This is a genomic window from Maribacter sp. Hel_I_7, assembly GCF_000688315.1.
GTDB classification, from domain to species: Bacteria; Bacteroidota; Bacteroidia; order Flavobacteriales; family Flavobacteriaceae; genus Maribacter; species Maribacter stanieri.
Window position 1 is genome coordinate 581,334 of the sequence record NZ_JHZW01000002.1, and the last position, 16,030, is coordinate 597,363.

The 16,030-nt window shown below is 34.1% G+C and carries 14 protein-coding genes; 8 read left to right on the forward strand and 6 right to left on the reverse strand.

Going from position 1 to position 16,030, the window contains the following annotated elements:
• Positions 1-40: 40 nt before the first annotated feature.
• A complete protein-coding gene (locus P178_RS0104080; RefSeq protein ID WP_036145695.1) occupies positions 41-2,845 on the reverse strand; it encodes a triple tyrosine motif-containing protein in 2,805 nt (934 codons plus the stop codon).
• A gap of 180 nt (positions 2,846-3,025) precedes the next feature.
• On the opposite strand from P178_RS0104080, the gene P178_RS0104085 reads away from it, so the two are divergent.
• The gene (locus P178_RS0104085; protein ID WP_027065021.1) at positions 3,026-4,447 is read left to right on the forward strand and encodes a DUF1593 domain-containing protein; all 1,422 of its coding nucleotides are present in this window, start codon (positions 3,026-3,028) and stop codon (positions 4,445-4,447) included.
• On the opposite strand, the gene P178_RS0104090 is transcribed toward P178_RS0104085, so the two are convergent.
• Both P178_RS0104090 and P178_RS0104095 read right to left on the reverse strand, forming a co-directional pair.
• On the reverse strand, positions 4,448-5,155 hold the full coding sequence (locus tag P178_RS0104090) for a LytR/AlgR family response regulator transcription factor (RefSeq protein WP_027065022.1): 708 nt from the start codon (positions 5,153-5,155) through the stop codon (positions 4,448-4,450).
• Positions 5,152-6,180 (reverse strand): sensor histidine kinase, encoded by a 1,029-nt coding sequence (locus P178_RS0104095; RefSeq protein WP_027065023.1) that lies wholly within the window; start codon positions 6,178-6,180, stop codon positions 5,152-5,154. Before P178_RS0104095 ends, P178_RS0104090 begins: the two co-directional genes overlap by 4 nt.
• Before the next feature lie 185 nt (positions 6,181-6,365).
• Here P178_RS0104095 and P178_RS0104100 point away from each other — a divergent pair, with 185 nt between their 5' ends.
• The gene (locus tag P178_RS0104100; RefSeq protein ID WP_027065024.1) at positions 6,366-8,744 is read left to right on the forward strand and encodes an outer membrane beta-barrel family protein; all 2,379 of its coding nucleotides are present in this window, start codon (positions 6,366-6,368) and stop codon (positions 8,742-8,744) included.
• 130 nt (positions 8,745-8,874) lie between these two features.
• The gene (locus P178_RS0104105) at positions 8,875-9,123 is read left to right on the forward strand and encodes a hypothetical protein (protein ID WP_027065025.1); all 249 of its coding nucleotides are present in this window, start codon (positions 8,875-8,877) and stop codon (positions 9,121-9,123) included.
• Positions 9,124-9,195: 72 nt separating this feature from the next.
• Here the strand turns inward: P178_RS0104105 and P178_RS0104110 are convergent, their stop codons facing one another.
• The gene (locus P178_RS0104110) at positions 9,196-9,477 is read right to left on the reverse strand and encodes a DUF427 domain-containing protein (RefSeq protein WP_027065026.1); all 282 of its coding nucleotides are present in this window, start codon (positions 9,475-9,477) and stop codon (positions 9,196-9,198) included.
• 20 nt (positions 9,478-9,497) lie between these two features.
• The gene (locus P178_RS0104115) at positions 9,498-10,703 is read right to left on the reverse strand and encodes a bifunctional alpha/beta hydrolase/OsmC family protein (protein WP_027065027.1); all 1,206 of its coding nucleotides are present in this window, start codon (positions 10,701-10,703) and stop codon (positions 9,498-9,500) included.
• Between the two features lie 357 nt (positions 10,704-11,060).
• Between P178_RS0104115 and P178_RS0104120 the strand changes: the two genes are divergently transcribed.
• On the forward strand, positions 11,061-12,287 hold the full coding sequence (locus tag P178_RS0104120; RefSeq protein ID WP_027065028.1) for a site-specific integrase: 1,227 nt from the start codon (positions 11,061-11,063) through the stop codon (positions 12,285-12,287).
• 259 nt (positions 12,288-12,546) lie between these two features.
• Here P178_RS0104120 and P178_RS0104125 read toward each other — a convergent pair whose 3' ends face one another.
• Positions 12,547-13,233 carry a helix-turn-helix domain-containing protein gene (locus P178_RS0104125; protein WP_155941574.1) on the reverse strand — a complete coding sequence of 229 codons (687 nt, stop codon included), beginning with the start codon at positions 13,231-13,233 and terminating at the stop codon, positions 12,547-12,549.
• A gap of 257 nt (positions 13,234-13,490) precedes the next feature.
• Here P178_RS0104125 and P178_RS0104130 point away from each other — a divergent pair, with 257 nt between their 5' ends.
• The 4 genes from P178_RS0104130 (at position 13,491) to P178_RS0104145 (ending at position 16,000) form a co-directional block, all read left to right on the forward strand.
• A complete protein-coding gene (locus P178_RS0104130) occupies positions 13,491-14,282 on the forward strand; it encodes a hypothetical protein (protein ID WP_231500499.1) in 792 nt (263 codons plus the stop codon).
• Positions 14,283-14,312: 30 nt separating this feature from the next.
• Entirely contained in the window at positions 14,313-14,909 is a 597-nt protein-coding gene (locus P178_RS0104135; RefSeq protein ID WP_051638165.1) for a sugar O-acetyltransferase, read from the forward strand.
• Positions 14,910-14,919: 10 nt separating this feature from the next.
• Positions 14,920-15,414 carry a cupin domain-containing protein gene (locus P178_RS0104140; RefSeq protein WP_027065032.1) on the forward strand — a complete coding sequence of 165 codons (495 nt, stop codon included), beginning with the start codon at positions 14,920-14,922 and terminating at the stop codon, positions 15,412-15,414.
• Between the two features lie 121 nt (positions 15,415-15,535).
• Entirely contained in the window at positions 15,536-16,000 is a 465-nt protein-coding gene (locus P178_RS0104145) for a cyclophilin-like fold protein (protein ID WP_036145699.1), read from the forward strand.
• Positions 16,001-16,030 lie beyond the last annotated feature (30 nt).

Genomic DNA, 16,030 nt, shown 5'->3' on the forward strand with positions numbered 1-16,030 from the left:
TGTGGTAATGTTGTGGTAATTTTACCTAGTGTTGAGGAAACTATATATTGATGATATACTCGGTTAAACCAGCTTCATGTGCTAAATTCATTTTTTTTCGCAAACGATACCTTTTCACCTCTACGCTTCTAACAGATATATTTAAAAGTGGAGCAATTTCTTTAGAGGATAAATTCAATCTTAAGTATGCGCACAATCTCAAGTCGTTTGCAGATAAATCTGGATGCTTCTCTTTTACATTTTTCAAAAAGTCTTTATCGGCATTATTAAAAGCATTTTCAAAAAACTTCCAATCGTCAACGTTATTAATATTTCTATCTATAGTTCTAATAACTGATTTTATTTGAGGATTTTCATCACTCTTTTTCAACTTGTCTTTGATTGAATTTAAAAATTCATTCTTCTTTATAATACTCATGGTAGAGATTGCCAATTCTCTATTCTTACTTTCAACCAACTCTTGTAACTGCTCATTCTTAATTTGAATAATTCTCTTTTGACTTTTTAATTTTTTACGTTTTAAAAGCCTTTGATTTTCTTTTATGAGTTGCTGCTGCTGCCTTTTATAATGGTTTTTATATAGTTTATGAATTAAAACCGAAAGCAGAGCCCCAAGAAAAATATAACATAAAATTGCCCAGTAAGATATATACCAGGGTCGTTGTATAACAAACGCATAAGTGGCTATGTTTTTAGATAACTCATTGCCCACTCTTGCTCTTACTTTAAATTCATAAGAACCATATGATAAATTTTCAAAGGAAACATTAGGGTTTGTTGACCAACTACTCCATTCATCATACAACCCATTTAATTCATACTGGTAATATACCTCTGTGTACTTATCATACTCGGTAACATTGTAATTAAAATTTATAGTATTCTCTGCATATTTAAATTCTTGAGTATCATTAAGAACAATATTCACCTTAGGGGATTCGTGTGTTTTTCTATAAATGGAATTAATATGTATTTGATAATCTTTCTGTTTTACTTTTTGTAAATCTAAAGTGACGTAACCATTAGAGATTCCAATTAAATAAAGTTCCTTTTCTAAATGAACCACAGATTCAAAACCCAAGACACCCATACTGCGTCTAAAAGATTTAGGAATTGGAATTTTTACTGTTTGTGGTTCATTACTTAAATGCCCATTAGAAACACTAATTATATTATCATTTGTAAATCCCCATAACCTTTCTGAATTATTGGTGGATTGTAGAATACCAACAATACTCTCATCAGTATTAAAGAATTTAGTGGTCAGTACAGAGTCTTTCAAAAAATCATGTTGTTCCGCATTATATTTAAAAACTCCATTTATAGTACTGTAAACAATATCAGCTCTATAGCGAACCAAACTTGAACCAGTACCTTTAGATTCTTTATGATCGCTTTTTATGACTTTAGTAAATTCTGAATCAACCGTTAAATCGAATATCCCTTTATAATCATGATTTACAAGTAAATGATGTTCCCCAACAAATTCAAAAAACCTACTAGAATTATCAAATCCTATAATATCATTACGGTATTGCCATTGATTATTTTTTCGTTCCAATACACTTAAACCTTTATAGTTTCCTTGTATCAATAAATCTTCATGGTTTTTTAATGATTGAATATCCCAAGTTCCTGGTTCATTAGAAATCTTGGTTGCATTTTCATTTTCTATAACGTAAGTACCGTTATGATGACCACAGAACAATGTACCGTCAATTTCTTTTAATAACCATACTTGGCCTTGTGTACCATTTACAAGTTGAAACCCATCTACCCCAAAAGTTCTTCTATAGAATAAACCCTGATTAGTACCTAAATATAAAATGTCACCTAATTTCTTAGCAGTATACACAACACCAATAGCTCCAACATGATCTATATATTCTTTAAATGGTGAGTCTAAATTTATGATGGTTATACCATTATCTAGCCCCAGCCATAAGTTTTGGTCGTAATCTTGAAATAATGATAATACTGTATTATTGTTTAGCCCTTTTTCTTGATTAATATGCCTTATCAACATCCCATTAGCATCTAAATGAAAGATACCTTTAGATATCGTTCCCAATATAATAGAACTATCATTTAGACGTAAAGTACTATGAATTTTGGTTGTTGATAAATCCATTTCTGCTGATATTTCCCGTTTTATCAGCTGAGAACCATCTAAATAATAAAATACTCCAAGTTCCGTAATTACTAGAATTTTAGTTGCGGATTGAAAAGCACCAACAATACCCGTATTTTTAAGAACTGCATCATCAGATACCAAAATAGGTATTCCATTATCTAGCGTATACAAACCTTTACCAATTTTTTGAAAGTATAATTTATTTCCAACTTCAAATATTTTAGGACTTACGGTCTCTGCCTCCAATATTTCAAATGAAGCATTCTTAACATTGTAGATATAAATTCTATCTAAGGATTGAAATAAAATCCAATCTTTAAAATGCGTAATATTCCAAAAATCCTCATCTTCTATAAGGGAAGTATTTAAATGAGCTGATAGTGAAGTGTATTCTAAAGTCCCAAATTCATTTCCTTTCCAATATCCAAATTCCATGTAACTACCAGTGTAAACCCTATCATCAACAACCTTAACGGATTTTACAGGAGTACCGTAAGGAACTTGATATAACTTCCACGATGTACCGTTGAATGCCAATAAACCACTATTGTTGGCTAAGTACACAGAGGCATCATTAGATTGGTCTATAGACCAATTTTGACTACCGGCATTATATTCTATAGGAGTAAAATTCTGTATTGGCGGCAACTCTTGCGCTGAAATACACAATGCAAAAAGAAATATTACACTAAAATAAGATTTCAATATCATTGAAGGGGAGATGAAATTTGTTGAATTTAAATATAAGATATTTAAAATTGGACATCATATTAAGTGCATTGAAATTCCTTGACACCAAAGTAGCATGTCATATTTCTTGATTAATTTTTATAACAACTTAAAAGCATTTATAAGTTATTAATTAACTTGTGGTACACAACCTAAATACCAATGAAAAAATTTACATTACTCTGTTTAGCCCTATTAACAATTCAATCATCATTATCCCAAACAACTGAAAAAAATAGGGTAATTATACTTTCTGATATTGAAGCAGACCCAGATGACACACAATCATTTGTACGTTTATTTCTCTACGCAAATGAAATCGACATTAAAGGAATTGTCGCTACTACGTCTTGTTGGATGCAAACTACTATTAACCCAAATTCTATTGAAAAAATAGTTGGTGCATATGGCAAAATACAACCTAACCTTCTTAAACATCAAAAAGATTATCCATCTGCAGAAGCTTTACGCTCAATTATTAAAGAAGGCTTACCAAAATATGGCATGACTGGAGTTGGAGATGGAATGGATTCTGAAGGTTCTGATTGGATAATAAGCGAGTTGGAAAAAGATGATGACCGCCCTCTTTGGATATCTGTTTGGGGCGGTGTAAACACCTTAGCACAATCCCTACATAAAATAAAAAACACAAAAAGCATAAAAGATGCTAAAAAGTTGATTTCTAAACTTAGAGTATATACTATTTCCGATCAAGATGATAGCGGATTATGGATTAGAAACAATTTTCCTGATGTTTTCTATATAGTATCCCCTGGTGATAATTATGAAGACGCTACGTGGACGGGAGTCAATACTTTTATAAAGGGTATAGATAACACAACCATTAGTAATGAGTGGCTAGCAGATAACATTCAACAAAACCATGGTCCACTAGGTGCAATATACCCAGATGTTGCATGGGGCGTTGAAGGAGATACACCGGCATTTTTATCGTTGATACCAAATGGACTAAACGAATCTGAACATCCTAATTGGGGTTCATGGGGTGGGCGTTATGAGCTATACAAACCAGATTTTTCCAAAACAAAAAAAGGGAACTCCATAGTTGAGATTGGGGCTGAAAAACGGGCTATTTGGACTAATGCAATTGATAATTACACACCACACATACCATCTAAATATGGCAGATCCGTTAAACCTGATTCTACTTCATTTACAGGGTTCAAAGAAACACTTTGGCGCTGGAGAGATGATTTTAACAATGATTTTGCCGCTCGTATGGATTGGTGTACCATGAGCTTTGAAAATGCTAATCACCCTCCTGTACCTGTATTAAGTCATTCCCAAGAATTTGAAGTGAAATCTGGTCAAGCGTTCACTTTAGATGCATTAGACTCTACAGATCCAGATGGAGATAATTTGAGCTTTTTATGGTTTCACTATCCAGAAGAAAGCTCATATAAAGAAAAAATTAATCTAGGTGCCGACAATGTTCATATTGTTCATGCCACCGCACCTAAAGTAACAAAGAAAGAAACATTACATTTTATACTAAAAGTAACCGACAAAGGCTCTCCCGCACTATCTAGATATAAACGGGTTATAGTTACAGTTACCCCTTAATTATTTTATAATACTATTCATAAAATCCTCCTTATAAGCCCTACCTATAGGAAGAAGAATATTTTCTTCTAACTGTATTTGATTACCCGTTATCTTAAGGATTTTTGAAATATTTAATATGTACGATTTATGTATTCTTGAGAATTTTTGTGAATCCAAATATTCTTGCCAGTAACGTAATGTTTCTTGAGAGAGATGTCTCTGGTCTTTCGTATGAATTTCAGTATAATCTGCATCTGAACGAATGTAACAAATGTCATCTACTTCTATTTTGATGTGTTCATATCCAGATTTGATAAACACTACGTCTGTAAATTCATTATTCCCCACACCTTTATTATTTTTAGAAAAGACTGAAGTTTTAGTAGGCACCTTATGCACCGCTTGTACAAAACGTTCAAAGGAATATGGTTTAAGTAGGTAGTCTACCACATCATATTCATAACTCTCCAAAGCATAATCTGAAAATGCCGTAGTTAATATTATGCTAGGTTGGTGCTTTACAACTTTTAAAAAATCAATACCCGAAATTTTAGGTAAATGAATATCTAAAAAAATCAAATCTATGGTATTGGTCTTTAAAAAATCTATAGCTGACAGGGCATCGGCAAAAGTAGCTTTAAGCGCTAAGTTTCCTATATCAGAAATATATTTTTTCAACACTCTTTGTGCTGGTGGTTGGTCTTCTATAATAATGCACTTTATCATATGCTACCTTGTGTTAACATTAAGTTCAAATGAACGTAGTATATATTTTGATCTTCTTTAATGTACATTTTATGTGCATTGGGATATAAAAGTTGTAATCGTTTTTTTACGTTCTGCAGACCTATACCATGAGAAAGCTTATCTGTATTTGTAGTTTCTAAAAAGGAGTTTCTACATTCAAAATTTAAACATCCTTTATCATCTAATGAAATATTTACATCTATAAATATACCATCGGCCTGGCTAGCCGTACTATGCTTAAATGCATTTTCTATAAAAACAGATAAAATTAAAGGGGCAATTTCATAATTGTCTTTAATATGTTTTGTTTGAAAACTGACCTTACCTCTTTCTTCAATCTGTAATTCGTTCAACTGGGTAAAATTTTTCAAATGTTCAATTTCCTTTCCTAGTCCAACAAATTTGGCCCTACAGTCATATAGCATATACCGCAAAACCGAAGATAGCTCAAGTATAATAGATGGTGTCTTAGGCGATTGTTCTATGGCATATGAATAAAGATTATTTAGATTATTGAACAAAAAATGCGGGTTTATCTGGGACTTTAAAAATAACAATTCACTTTCTTTGACCGACGTCCTAAGCTCCTCCACTTCCAACTGTTTTATAGAGGCGTCCCATGCAAATTTAAATCCCACTAAAATTAAAATTACGGGCATTACATCTAATAGACTATAAACTACCCCGGGGAAAAATTTTGCCCTTGTATCTGGATAGTATATTTGTTCCAAAACAAGTTCTTCAAAAGCCATAATTATACTTACCAAAACAGCTACACAACAAAAGAAGAGAATGTATTTTTTTTGATAGAAGAATCGAGGTAACAACACATAATTGATTACTAGAGCACCCAAGGCATAATTAAGAAAAGTTACAATTTTAAACCCTTGAATTTCAGGCTCATACCTATCAAAAGAAAAAAATAAAAAAACCACAATATGCAATAGAATCTGAAAAAGAATTTCGTTTCTAGTTGTATTTTTAAAAAATGGGGTAAAGGTCATCTTATAAAAATAACGTTTTACAGACATAAGCAATTCAACAAAACCGCCAACGACACTAAATTACTGGTAAACGCCATTTAATATGACGATGTCGTTTACACTATAACATTTGTCGTTTGCAGAATTTAGCTATTAAAACATAAAAGTAAAATGCATCTTTACATACAAACTCATCAACTTTTAATATGCATAATCAACTTACTTTATTAACATTATTGTTCGTTTCATTTATAGGCGTCAATACTTTAATAGCTCAAAATACAACAACTATTACCGGTAAAATAGTAGAAGCTAATGACGGTGGCCCTATCGAATTTGCAACGGTTTTAGTTGGGAATCCTACAGACCAAAAACCTATTGTAGGCACCACCACCCTACAAGATGGGAGCTTTGTGTTAGAAACCAATGCACAAGAATTTTATATTGAAGTCAGTTTTATAGGTTTCACTACCAAAAGGTTTGACAATCCTAAAATTGTAAACGGTAAAATTGATTTAGGTACGGTAGCTATTGCAGAAGATTCCCAGCAATTGGATGAAGTTGTAGTGCAAGGCGAAATTAGCCAGACCGTTTTTAAATTAGATAAGCGCGTTTTTAATGTAGGTGCAGACTTAAGTAGTACGGGTGCCAGCGCATTAGAAGTTTTGAACAATGTACCGTCTGTCAATGTAAATATTGAAGGACAAATAAGTTTACGAGGTAGCCAAGGTGTACAAATGCTTATAAATGGCAAGCCATCTGTAATAGCCAATGAGCAGGGAAATGCTTTGGGAACCTTAACGGCAGATATGATAGAGCGTATTGAGGTAATTACAAACCCATCTGCCAAATACGATGCAGAAGGTACTTCTGGCATCATCAATATAGTACTTAAAAAAGAAGAGAAAAAAGGGTTGAATGGTGCGGTAACTTTAAATACGGGCATACCTAACAATCATAGTATTGGTTTAAGTCTTAACCGAAGAACAGAAAAATTCAATCTATTTAGCCAGTTAGGTTTTGGTCGCAGAACATTTCCTAGTGACGAGGAGACCGAAAATAGAAATCTTATAGATGAGACTTATATTAGTAGCGTTGGAAAAAATGATAAGAACGAAACGTTTTTCAATCTTATTCTAGGAACAGATTACCACATTAACGACCTCAACGTAATTACATTATCTGGAAATTTTGCCTACGAATGGGAAAAAGAAAATGCTGATGCCATTTTTAATACATTAAATTCTAGCAACACATTAACAGATGCTTTTAGGCGTACAGAGTTGACTACGGCCACCAACCCTAAATACTCATACGAACTTCAATATAAAAAAGATTTTGAAGGCAATGATGAGCAGTCTTTATTATTAAGTGCTACTGGAAATCTTTTTGCAAAAGATCAAACATCAGATTTTACAAATACCACTACCATAGGTAATGAAGATGATATGATGCAACGTAGTAGAACAGATTTTAGCCAAGCAGAATATACGTTCAAGGCAGATTACACGCATCCTTTTTCAGAGAAATTTACTCTTGAAACGGGTGCTCAATATCAAATTAACGATGTAGAGAATGATTTTGCAATAAGTGATTTCAATGGTGGAAATTTCATTGAAAATCCTGATTTAACCAATGTTTTTGAATGGACTCAAAAAGTACTTGGTATTTATGGAACCACAGGATACGAAAGTGATAGATGGGGCTTAAAAGTAGGATTACGATTTGAAGACACTGATGTTGCTACGCTATTACAAAACACAAATGTCAGTAATGATAAAAAGTATAGTAATCTTTTTCCAAGTGGGCATACTTCCTATAAAGTTAACGATGACCTTTCGCTGCAAGCAGGCTATTCTAAACGTATATTCAGGCCGAGGCTCTGGGATTTAAATCCGTTTTACAACATTAGAAATAATTTCAGCATTAGTACGGGTAATGCAGATTTGCAAGCAGAATTCACAGATAGTTATGAGGTTACCAGTATCTATAAAATAGGCAAGGTTTCTATGAATCTTGGTGTCTTTTTTAGGCATACAGAAGATGTTGTGGAACGTATTGTAGCGTTTGAAGACAATGTAAGTATATCTAGACCTGAAAATGTTGGTATCAACAATACAACCGGTATTGAATTTAATGCGAAATATATTCCTGCAAATTGGTTGTCTTTTACGAATGATTTTAACTACAGTCACTTTACCAGAGAAGGAGATTTTGAAGGTAATTCGTTTGATTTTAAAGGAGACCAGTGGTCCACAAGACTTACTAGCAAGTTTAAATTACCAGCCGATATTGATTTAGAATTTATTGGAAATTACCGCTCAGGGTATAGAACGTTACAACAAGAAATCACTGAAAACATATTTATGGATTTTGGGGCACGAAAGAAAATTTTTAAAGGAAAGGCAATAGTTAATTTAAGTGTTAGAGACGTTTTCGCTTCACGTATCAGCGAAAGTATTACCAGCCAACCAGAATACTATTTAAGAGATTTTAGTCAAAGAGGTCGCTTTGTAACCTTAGGTATTAGTTTTGGTTTTGGAAAAGGAGAAGCAATGGAGTTTTCAGGTCAAAAACACTTCTAGCCTCATAAAAAGATAAGTTTTTTAAATGCTATTTTTAAATAATCTAAATACATACTACTGTAAGACAAGTATTTAAATTGCTTCTAAGCTCATGTGAATGTACTTTTAAGTGAATTTAAAATATAAGATTATGTCGATAAGATTAGGAAATAGTTGTGTTAATTGCGACAACTTGGTAGAAGGAAACACTTGTAAAGTTCATGGCGTAAAAGTTGGTAACAGTTATACGTGTGATAGTTTTGAAATGAAAGCCGCTTTAAAAGATGATACGAATTGTGTAACCTGTATTCGTTTCGAATCAAGCGATTGTGCTAATCCACAAAAAGCAGCACCAGGCATGTCATGCAGCCATTGGGCACCACAAAATGCTACTGCATAGCAATTAATTTATTTAATTAAATAGAAAAAGGTCAGCTATTAGCTGACCTTTTTCTATTTTAAATATTCACTTTTATTTTACTTCAACACCTTTCCAAAAGGCGACATAACCTTTAATACCTTTTGCCAGTTCTGATATTTCTGGGTAATACCAAGCAGCATCATTATTCACTTTACCATTTACCTCTAAATCATAATAAGAAGCTATACCCTTCCATGCACAAATGGTCTGTGTCTTCGTGCCTTTAAAATATTCCTTCTTTATATCCTTAGGTGGAAAATAATGATTTCCTTCTATTACAACAGTTTCATCACTTTCTGCTATAACGACATCGTTCCAAATTGCTTTTACCATTTTTAAAATATTTATTTCTCTTAAACTAATTCAGTTACAATGACAGCTTCCGACTCAAGTGTTTTATGAACAGGGCATTTATCGGCGATTTCTAATAATCTCTTTCTTTGTGTATCGTCTAAATTACCAAATAATTCAATTTTCCTTTTAAAGGTATCAATTTTTTTAACCGCTGATGTGTTCTCAGAATCAGGTGCATGTTCTTTACCGTGATCCACATGGACAATGACTTTCTGTAAATCCCATTTTTTTCTAGTTGCATACATTCTTAATGTCATTGCGGTACAAGCCCCTAAGCCAGATGACACATATTCATATGGAGAAGGTCCGAAATCATTTCCCCCGAAACTTACAGGCTCATCAGCTATCAGTAAATGCTTACCAGACACTATTTCAGATGTAAAACCTTCATTACCGATACTTACTGCTACTTGGTGTGCAGTTTTCAATTCTTGTCTTTTCGGAATATCTAAATATCGTTCTGCCCAACCAGCTATTACATTACCCACATACGTAGAATCTTCGTTATTCGTTAATAAATGATCTGCTTTATCTATAGATATAAAACTTTTTGGATGGTGTGCATAATGATATAATTCTTGTGCATTCTGAATACCCACTACGGTATCTTGTGGCGAATGAATGACCAAAAATGGTTTTCTCATATTTTTGAGAACATCTTGCATAGGTTTAGACTCTATATCATCAATAAAATCCTTTTTAATCGTAAAATCTCTTCCTCCAATATTTACCTTAGCTTTACCGGTAGCATTTATTTCTGCCACATTTGATTTAAACAAATGTTGTACATGAGCTGGTGAAGATGGTGCCCCAACTGTTGCGACAGCTAAAACAGACTCTAATTCTGAAGCTGCAAAAATTACCGCTGCGCCACCTAAAGAATGCCCTACCAATAATGAAGGAGCTTTATAATTAGCCTCTAAAAAATTAGCTGCATCTATTAAATCCGTAACATTAGAAGAGAAATTAGTTTCTTCAAAATCACCTTCGCTTTCACCAAGTCCCGTAAAATCGAATCTAAGTACTGCAATACCTTTATTTACAAGAGCCCTAGAAATATTTCTAACAGCAGAAAAATTCTTATTACATGTAAAGCAATGGGCAAAAATGGCATAACTATGCGCTGCTTGATTGTTGGGCAACTCTAACCTTGCCGCCAATTGTTTTCCTTGAGAATTTGTAAACGATACTTTTTCAAAACCCATATGTAGTGTTTTCTATACTGTTAATGTAATTATAGTATTAGAAGTAAATAATACTTAAAACTTACAGTAAGGAAAATATGATTTGTTATTGGCAAATAGAAATTAAAAATGAAAAAAGCCCTTCATTTCTGAAGAGCTTTGTCGTTGTACAGGCGGAGAGACTCGAACTCTCACACCTTGCGGCACTAGATCCTAAGTTCAACATTCCTACATATCAAAACACATCAAAATAATACAAAATATTGATTTTTAGATGTTTATAATTTTATTTATACTCGTATGAATCGTTATGAAACCATAAAATGTGTTACCTATGTGTTACCCCGAATGTTTATCTTTATAAAAAATCGGTACGATATGGCAACCTTAAAAACAGTTTTACACACCAAAACCGACGCAAAAGGGAACAAGGAATTTAGACTTGCATTACGACTCACTGTAAACCGGAAACGAAGTTATTATTACTTAGGACAAAAAGTAGAACCAAAATTTTGGGATGTACAGGGTGAAAAAGTGAAATCTTCCCATACAAGACATAAACAATTGAATCGCCTGATAAGAAAGAAATATGATGAAATTGAAGATGTCATATTTGAAATGGAAACTTCAAAACAGAATTATACAGCAAAACAGATTATAGACTCCATTAGGAAAAACACAAAAAGGTTGTCATTTTTCGAACTTGCCGATGAACATATTGAAGATCTAATCAATGCCAACAATCATAATAGAGCAATTTCGGATAGAAGCAAACTGAACAGGATAAAAGAGTTCGCTAAAAAACGGAACTTCGAATTTGAGGAAATTGATGAGAATTTATTAAAAAAATTAAAAATTTATCTCAGAACTACATCAGGACTATCTGAACGCTCAGTAATGAATATATTCGTTATGATTCGATTACTATACAATAAAGCTATTAGCAGAAAAATTGTGGATAGAAAATTCTATCCTTTTGGTAAGGACAAAATAAAGATTAAATACCCCCAGACCATTAAAATCGGTCTTGATGAACATGAAATTCGAAAAATCGAAGAACTTGACTTGGACACAAGAACAGCAGTTTGGCATACTAGAAACGTTTTTCTTTTTTCATTCTATTTAGCGGGAATCCGGATTTCGGATGTCTTAAGAATGCGTTGGAGTGATATTGTGGCTGAAAGGCTATACTACAAAATGAGTAAGAACGATAAGGCCGATTCTTTAAAACTTCCAGAACCAGTAATTAAAATTTTATCCCATTACCAAGTCGATAAAAAAAACAAGTACGATTATATTTTTCCAGAACTTAAGACAATACCCATCAATGACTCTAAGGCTATTTACTCTAGAATTAAAACTTTAATCAAAAGACTAAATACGAACCTAACTGTAATTGCAGACCTTGCCGAAATCGACAAAAAAATCACCAATCACATTGCCCGTCATAGTTTTGGAAATATAGCCGGTGATAAAGTTTCTCCGCAAATGCTTCAAAAATTATATCGACATACTCATCTAAGCACTACCATAGGTTATCAAGGCAACTTCATTCATAAGAATGCTGATGAAGCTTTAAACGCAATTATTAATTTTTCTAAATAATCAGCGAATTGTAAATATCTATAAAGAGCTAATTTTATATCCCGTAAAAGGTTAATTTACAGGAATACTAAAAGAGACCAAGGACGGGACTTCTAATATGAAAGCTTTTCCCTAATTAAAAACGGTCTCCTTAAATGGCCCTATAATTGGTAATTAAATTATTGGAATTGATCTATGTCAATATACTTTAACCTGGCCATTGTGAACTTATCCCAACCATAACCAACTGTAAAATAAAAACGTGGAAAACATTTTAATTTTACTCCAATCGATTTCTGTACTCGGTTGGCGTAGTACCCAAAACCTTTTTTACATATCGAGTGAAAAAGGACCGACTTGAAAACATCATTTTATCCGCGATTTCTGCAATATTTAGATTTTTGTTCTGCAAAAAAAGTATGATACGCTCCTTGGTGTATCGTTGAATCCATTCAGACGCCGTGGCACCTGAGTTCTGCTTGCAAACAAAATTTAAATATTTAGGGGTAACGTTAAGTGCATTGGCATAATACCGTACCTCCCTTTCGGCCATGCAATGTTCTTGGACCAAATGAACGAACCGTTCGTATAACGACCCACTTTGTACGGTGCGTTTTCTACGCTCGTATTCGTTCGCAAAAGTGTGCCACATTTCAAGAATAAACAACCGCATTTGCATTTTCAATACTTCCTCATAAAAGCGATGCTCCTTGTATTGAAATCTATTATACAGCCATTTGAAATTTGATAAAACCCTTTTCCTGTCTTGCTTATCGTTAAGCTTTTTAATAGGGTATTGGCGAGAATGCAGTATGGAATCTATACTCCAGCTTTGATCGGGGACATTATCGTATAAAAAATGTTTTTCTACTAGTAAGGCCGTTGCCTTAAATTCTTGGGAAAATACCAAACTCTCTAATTGGCTTTCTGCAAACCAAAACAGGAATTCATTGCCCTTGCATTGCATCTCCGCGCTCTTGAACAAAAAACAAATGGTTCCATGATGGCAAAACAAATGGGTGTGATAATGGGTACTGAAATCTATCGGGAATCCTGTTTCCTGTGATAGTTCCAAAAGCACAATACGTGGCCTATTTTTCACTTGCTCCTTCAATTGAATCGTTATTTTTCCTAAAATAAGTAATATTTGACATTATTGCCGTGATTCATGTAACAAATGTATAATGTCAGTTTTTACTTTTACGCGGTTAAATCGTACTAAAGATGAAAATGATAAATTGGAATCTAAAACATATTATCGTGCCACTACTAATTTTTCTAAGGACCAGTAGTGTACAATCGCAAGAAGATATCAAGCCCTTTCTTGATGATTTCAGAGGTACGGCAAGTATAACGCAAAACGGAATTTCCCTGATACCCTCATTTTCGTTGGGAGACCCGGCATTAATTTTTGACATTAAAATGACCAAGGGAAGATCAAGTTTCGAGCCCGATATGCGCTTTGCCCTAGAAGGTAAACCTTGGGCGTTCGTGTTTTGGTATCGGTACAAGGCCATTCAGAAAGAACGATTTTCGTTGCGTATCGGGGCGCATCCGGCATTGAATTTCAGGACGGTAAATGTAATTAGAAATGGGTTTGCAGAAGAATTGTTAGAATCGCGACGTTATCTTGCCGCCGAAATTGTACCGAACTATAAAATTTCCAATAAAGTAAGTATTGGTATGTACTATCTGCGCGGACAAGGTTTTGACGATGGTTTGAAAACAACCAATTTTTTGGTCCTGAATTCCGCCTTTACCAATCTTTATATTTCCGAACAATTCCATCTCAACATTTCGCCACAGGTATATTATTTAACGACTGACGATGACCAGGGGTATTATGTTGCGGGTTTTATCTCTTTTGGAAAAAAAGATTTTCCGTTATCGATTTCATGTATTCTGAACAAGGCAATCGATACCGAAATAGCGCCCGAGGATGATTTCATCTGGAATATTTCTTTAAACTACTGTTTTGGCAGTACCAACAAGCGGACGTCGAAACGAAAAATATGATGATTCTTCTAAATGATGTAATTTGTACAAATGGATATAGAGCAACAAAATAAAAGTAACTCAAGTTCAGCGGGAAGTGACATTTTTGAACGGTTAAGGAAAGGCGAGACCATTCTGCCCAACGACCCTCAAGCCTATAGGATGCGTGAGGCCTCATACACCACAAAAAAATTGCTGTTGCAGATGAACAACGCGACAGACCCAAAAGAAATCAACGATTTGTTGAGTAAGATTACTGGGAGCCAAATTGACGAAAGCGTTGCGGTTTTTACCCCTTTGTATATCAATTACGGCAAGCACACAAAAATCGGTAAAAACGTCTTCATCAATTTTGATTGTGTCTTTTTGGGTTTAGGAGGAATAACCATTGAAGACGGTGTGCTCATAGCACCGAAAGTGAGTTTACTTACTGAAGGACATTCGATTTCGCCCAGCGAAAGACATGGGCTAGTTCCTAAATCCATTCATATAAAGAAGAATGCGTGGATTGGTGCCAATGCCACCATTTTACAGGGCGTAACTATAGGAGAGAATTCGGTGGTTGCAGCAGGTTCGGTCGTTTCTAAAGACGTACCCGATAATGTAGTTGTTGGCGGTACTCCTGCAAAAATCATTAAGAAAATTTAAAAAAGATAAAATGAAAAAAATACTGACACTCGCAGTTGTCCTACTAGTATTTATAGGTCAGGCCTGCAAAACAAAAGTTGAAAAATCAGAAAACACTGAATCGAATTCTTTGGAACAAGCAATTTTTCCTAAGGGTGAAGCGGGGAATGCTGCTAACTTCACAGGCAACGCTTATAATTATGGTTTAGTTGCAAATGATTCTATCTACAACACTCTCGTGGGGAATGTTTATTTCGATAAAAGCGCAAGATCAAATTGGCACTTACATCCAAGCGGGCAAATCCTGATTGTACTCAATGGTCTGGGATATCATCAACTGGAAGGACAGCCAAGGGAAACCATGAAAAAGGGTGATGTCATCAAGGTTCCGGCAAATACAAGGCACTGGCATGGCGCTACTGAAAACAACAGTCTTACACAGATGTATATTTTGCCAAAAACAGAAAATGGATTCGTTACATGGCTTGAGCCTGTTACGGATGAGCAGTATAGATCTAACAATTGAAACAAATGGAGATTATCAGTTAGGTGCTCATCCATCAGTTAAAGGCTTGTAAGGCGCAAGATATACCGAAGCTGGAGAAAGGTTGACTGGGCGATTAGGAATTTTAAAAATAATGAATATCATGAAATCTATACTTTTGTTGGTTTTAATATTTACTTCAGTTATAATAGGCAATCAACCACCTTGCAACAAAGAAAATGTCCCCATCAAAACCGAAAACAATGGCACAATGGCAAACGAAAAAATCAAAATAACGGTAAATTCACAAATTTTTACCGCCACGCTTTTAGACAATAATACTTCTAAAGTTTTTAAGGAACTTTTACCTATGACCATACCTATGACCGAGCTGAACGGCAATGAGAAATATTATGATTTGCCCAAAAGTTTACCGACAAATTCCACCAATCCTGGGTCGATTAAAAATGGAGACTTAATGTTGTATGGTTCAAATACTTTGGTGCTGTTTTACAAAACCTTTCAAACCTCTTATAATTATACAAAATTGGGATGCATCGATAATACAGCCGGACTTCAAAAAGCTATTGGTGCTGGTAATGTAAGCGTTACCATATATAAAAATTAGAATTCAATGGAAAGCATATTAGGACTAAAC

Bases quoted from the DNA above. Each gene is read 5' to 3' on its own strand.
- P178_RS0104115 (WP_027065027.1), bottom strand. From the start codon at position 10,703: ATGGGTTTTGAAAAAGTATCGTTTACAAATTCTCAAGGAAAACAATTG.
- P178_RS0104135 (WP_051638165.1), top strand. From the start codon at position 14,313: ATGGATATAGAGCAACAAAATAAAAGTAACTCAAGTTCAGCGGGAAGT.
- P178_RS0104120 (WP_027065028.1), top strand. From the start codon at position 11,061: ATGGCAACCTTAAAAACAGTTTTACACACCAAAACCGACGCAAAAGGG.
- P178_RS0104125 (WP_155941574.1), bottom strand. From the start codon at position 13,233: ATGCAATGCAAGGGCAATGAATTCCTGTTTTGGTTTGCAGAAAGCCAA.
- P178_RS0104110 (WP_027065026.1), bottom strand. From the start codon at position 9,477: ATGGTAAAAGCAATTTGGAACGATGTCGTTATAGCAGAAAGTGATGAA.
- P178_RS0104100 (WP_027065024.1), top strand. From the start codon at position 6,366: ATGCATAATCAACTTACTTTATTAACATTATTGTTCGTTTCATTTATA.
- P178_RS0104085 (WP_027065021.1), top strand. From the start codon at position 3,026: ATGAAAAAATTTACATTACTCTGTTTAGCCCTATTAACAATTCAATCA.
- P178_RS0104105 (WP_027065025.1), top strand. From the start codon at position 8,875: ATGTCGATAAGATTAGGAAATAGTTGTGTTAATTGCGACAACTTGGTA.
- P178_RS0104090 (WP_027065022.1), bottom strand. From the start codon at position 5,155: ATGATAAAGTGCATTATTATAGAAGACCAACCACCAGCACAAAGAGTG.
- P178_RS0104140 (WP_027065032.1), top strand. From the start codon at position 14,920: ATGAAAAAAATACTGACACTCGCAGTTGTCCTACTAGTATTTATAGGT.
- P178_RS0104130 (WP_231500499.1), top strand. From the start codon at position 13,491: ATGAAAATGATAAATTGGAATCTAAAACATATTATCGTGCCACTACTA.
- P178_RS0104145 (WP_036145699.1), top strand. From the start codon at position 15,536: ATGAAATCTATACTTTTGTTGGTTTTAATATTTACTTCAGTTATAATA.
- P178_RS0104080 (WP_036145695.1), bottom strand. From the start codon at position 2,845: ATGATATTGAAATCTTATTTTAGTGTAATATTTCTTTTTGCATTGTGT.
- P178_RS0104095 (WP_027065023.1), bottom strand. From the start codon at position 6,180: ATGACCTTTACCCCATTTTTTAAAAATACAACTAGAAACGAAATTCTT.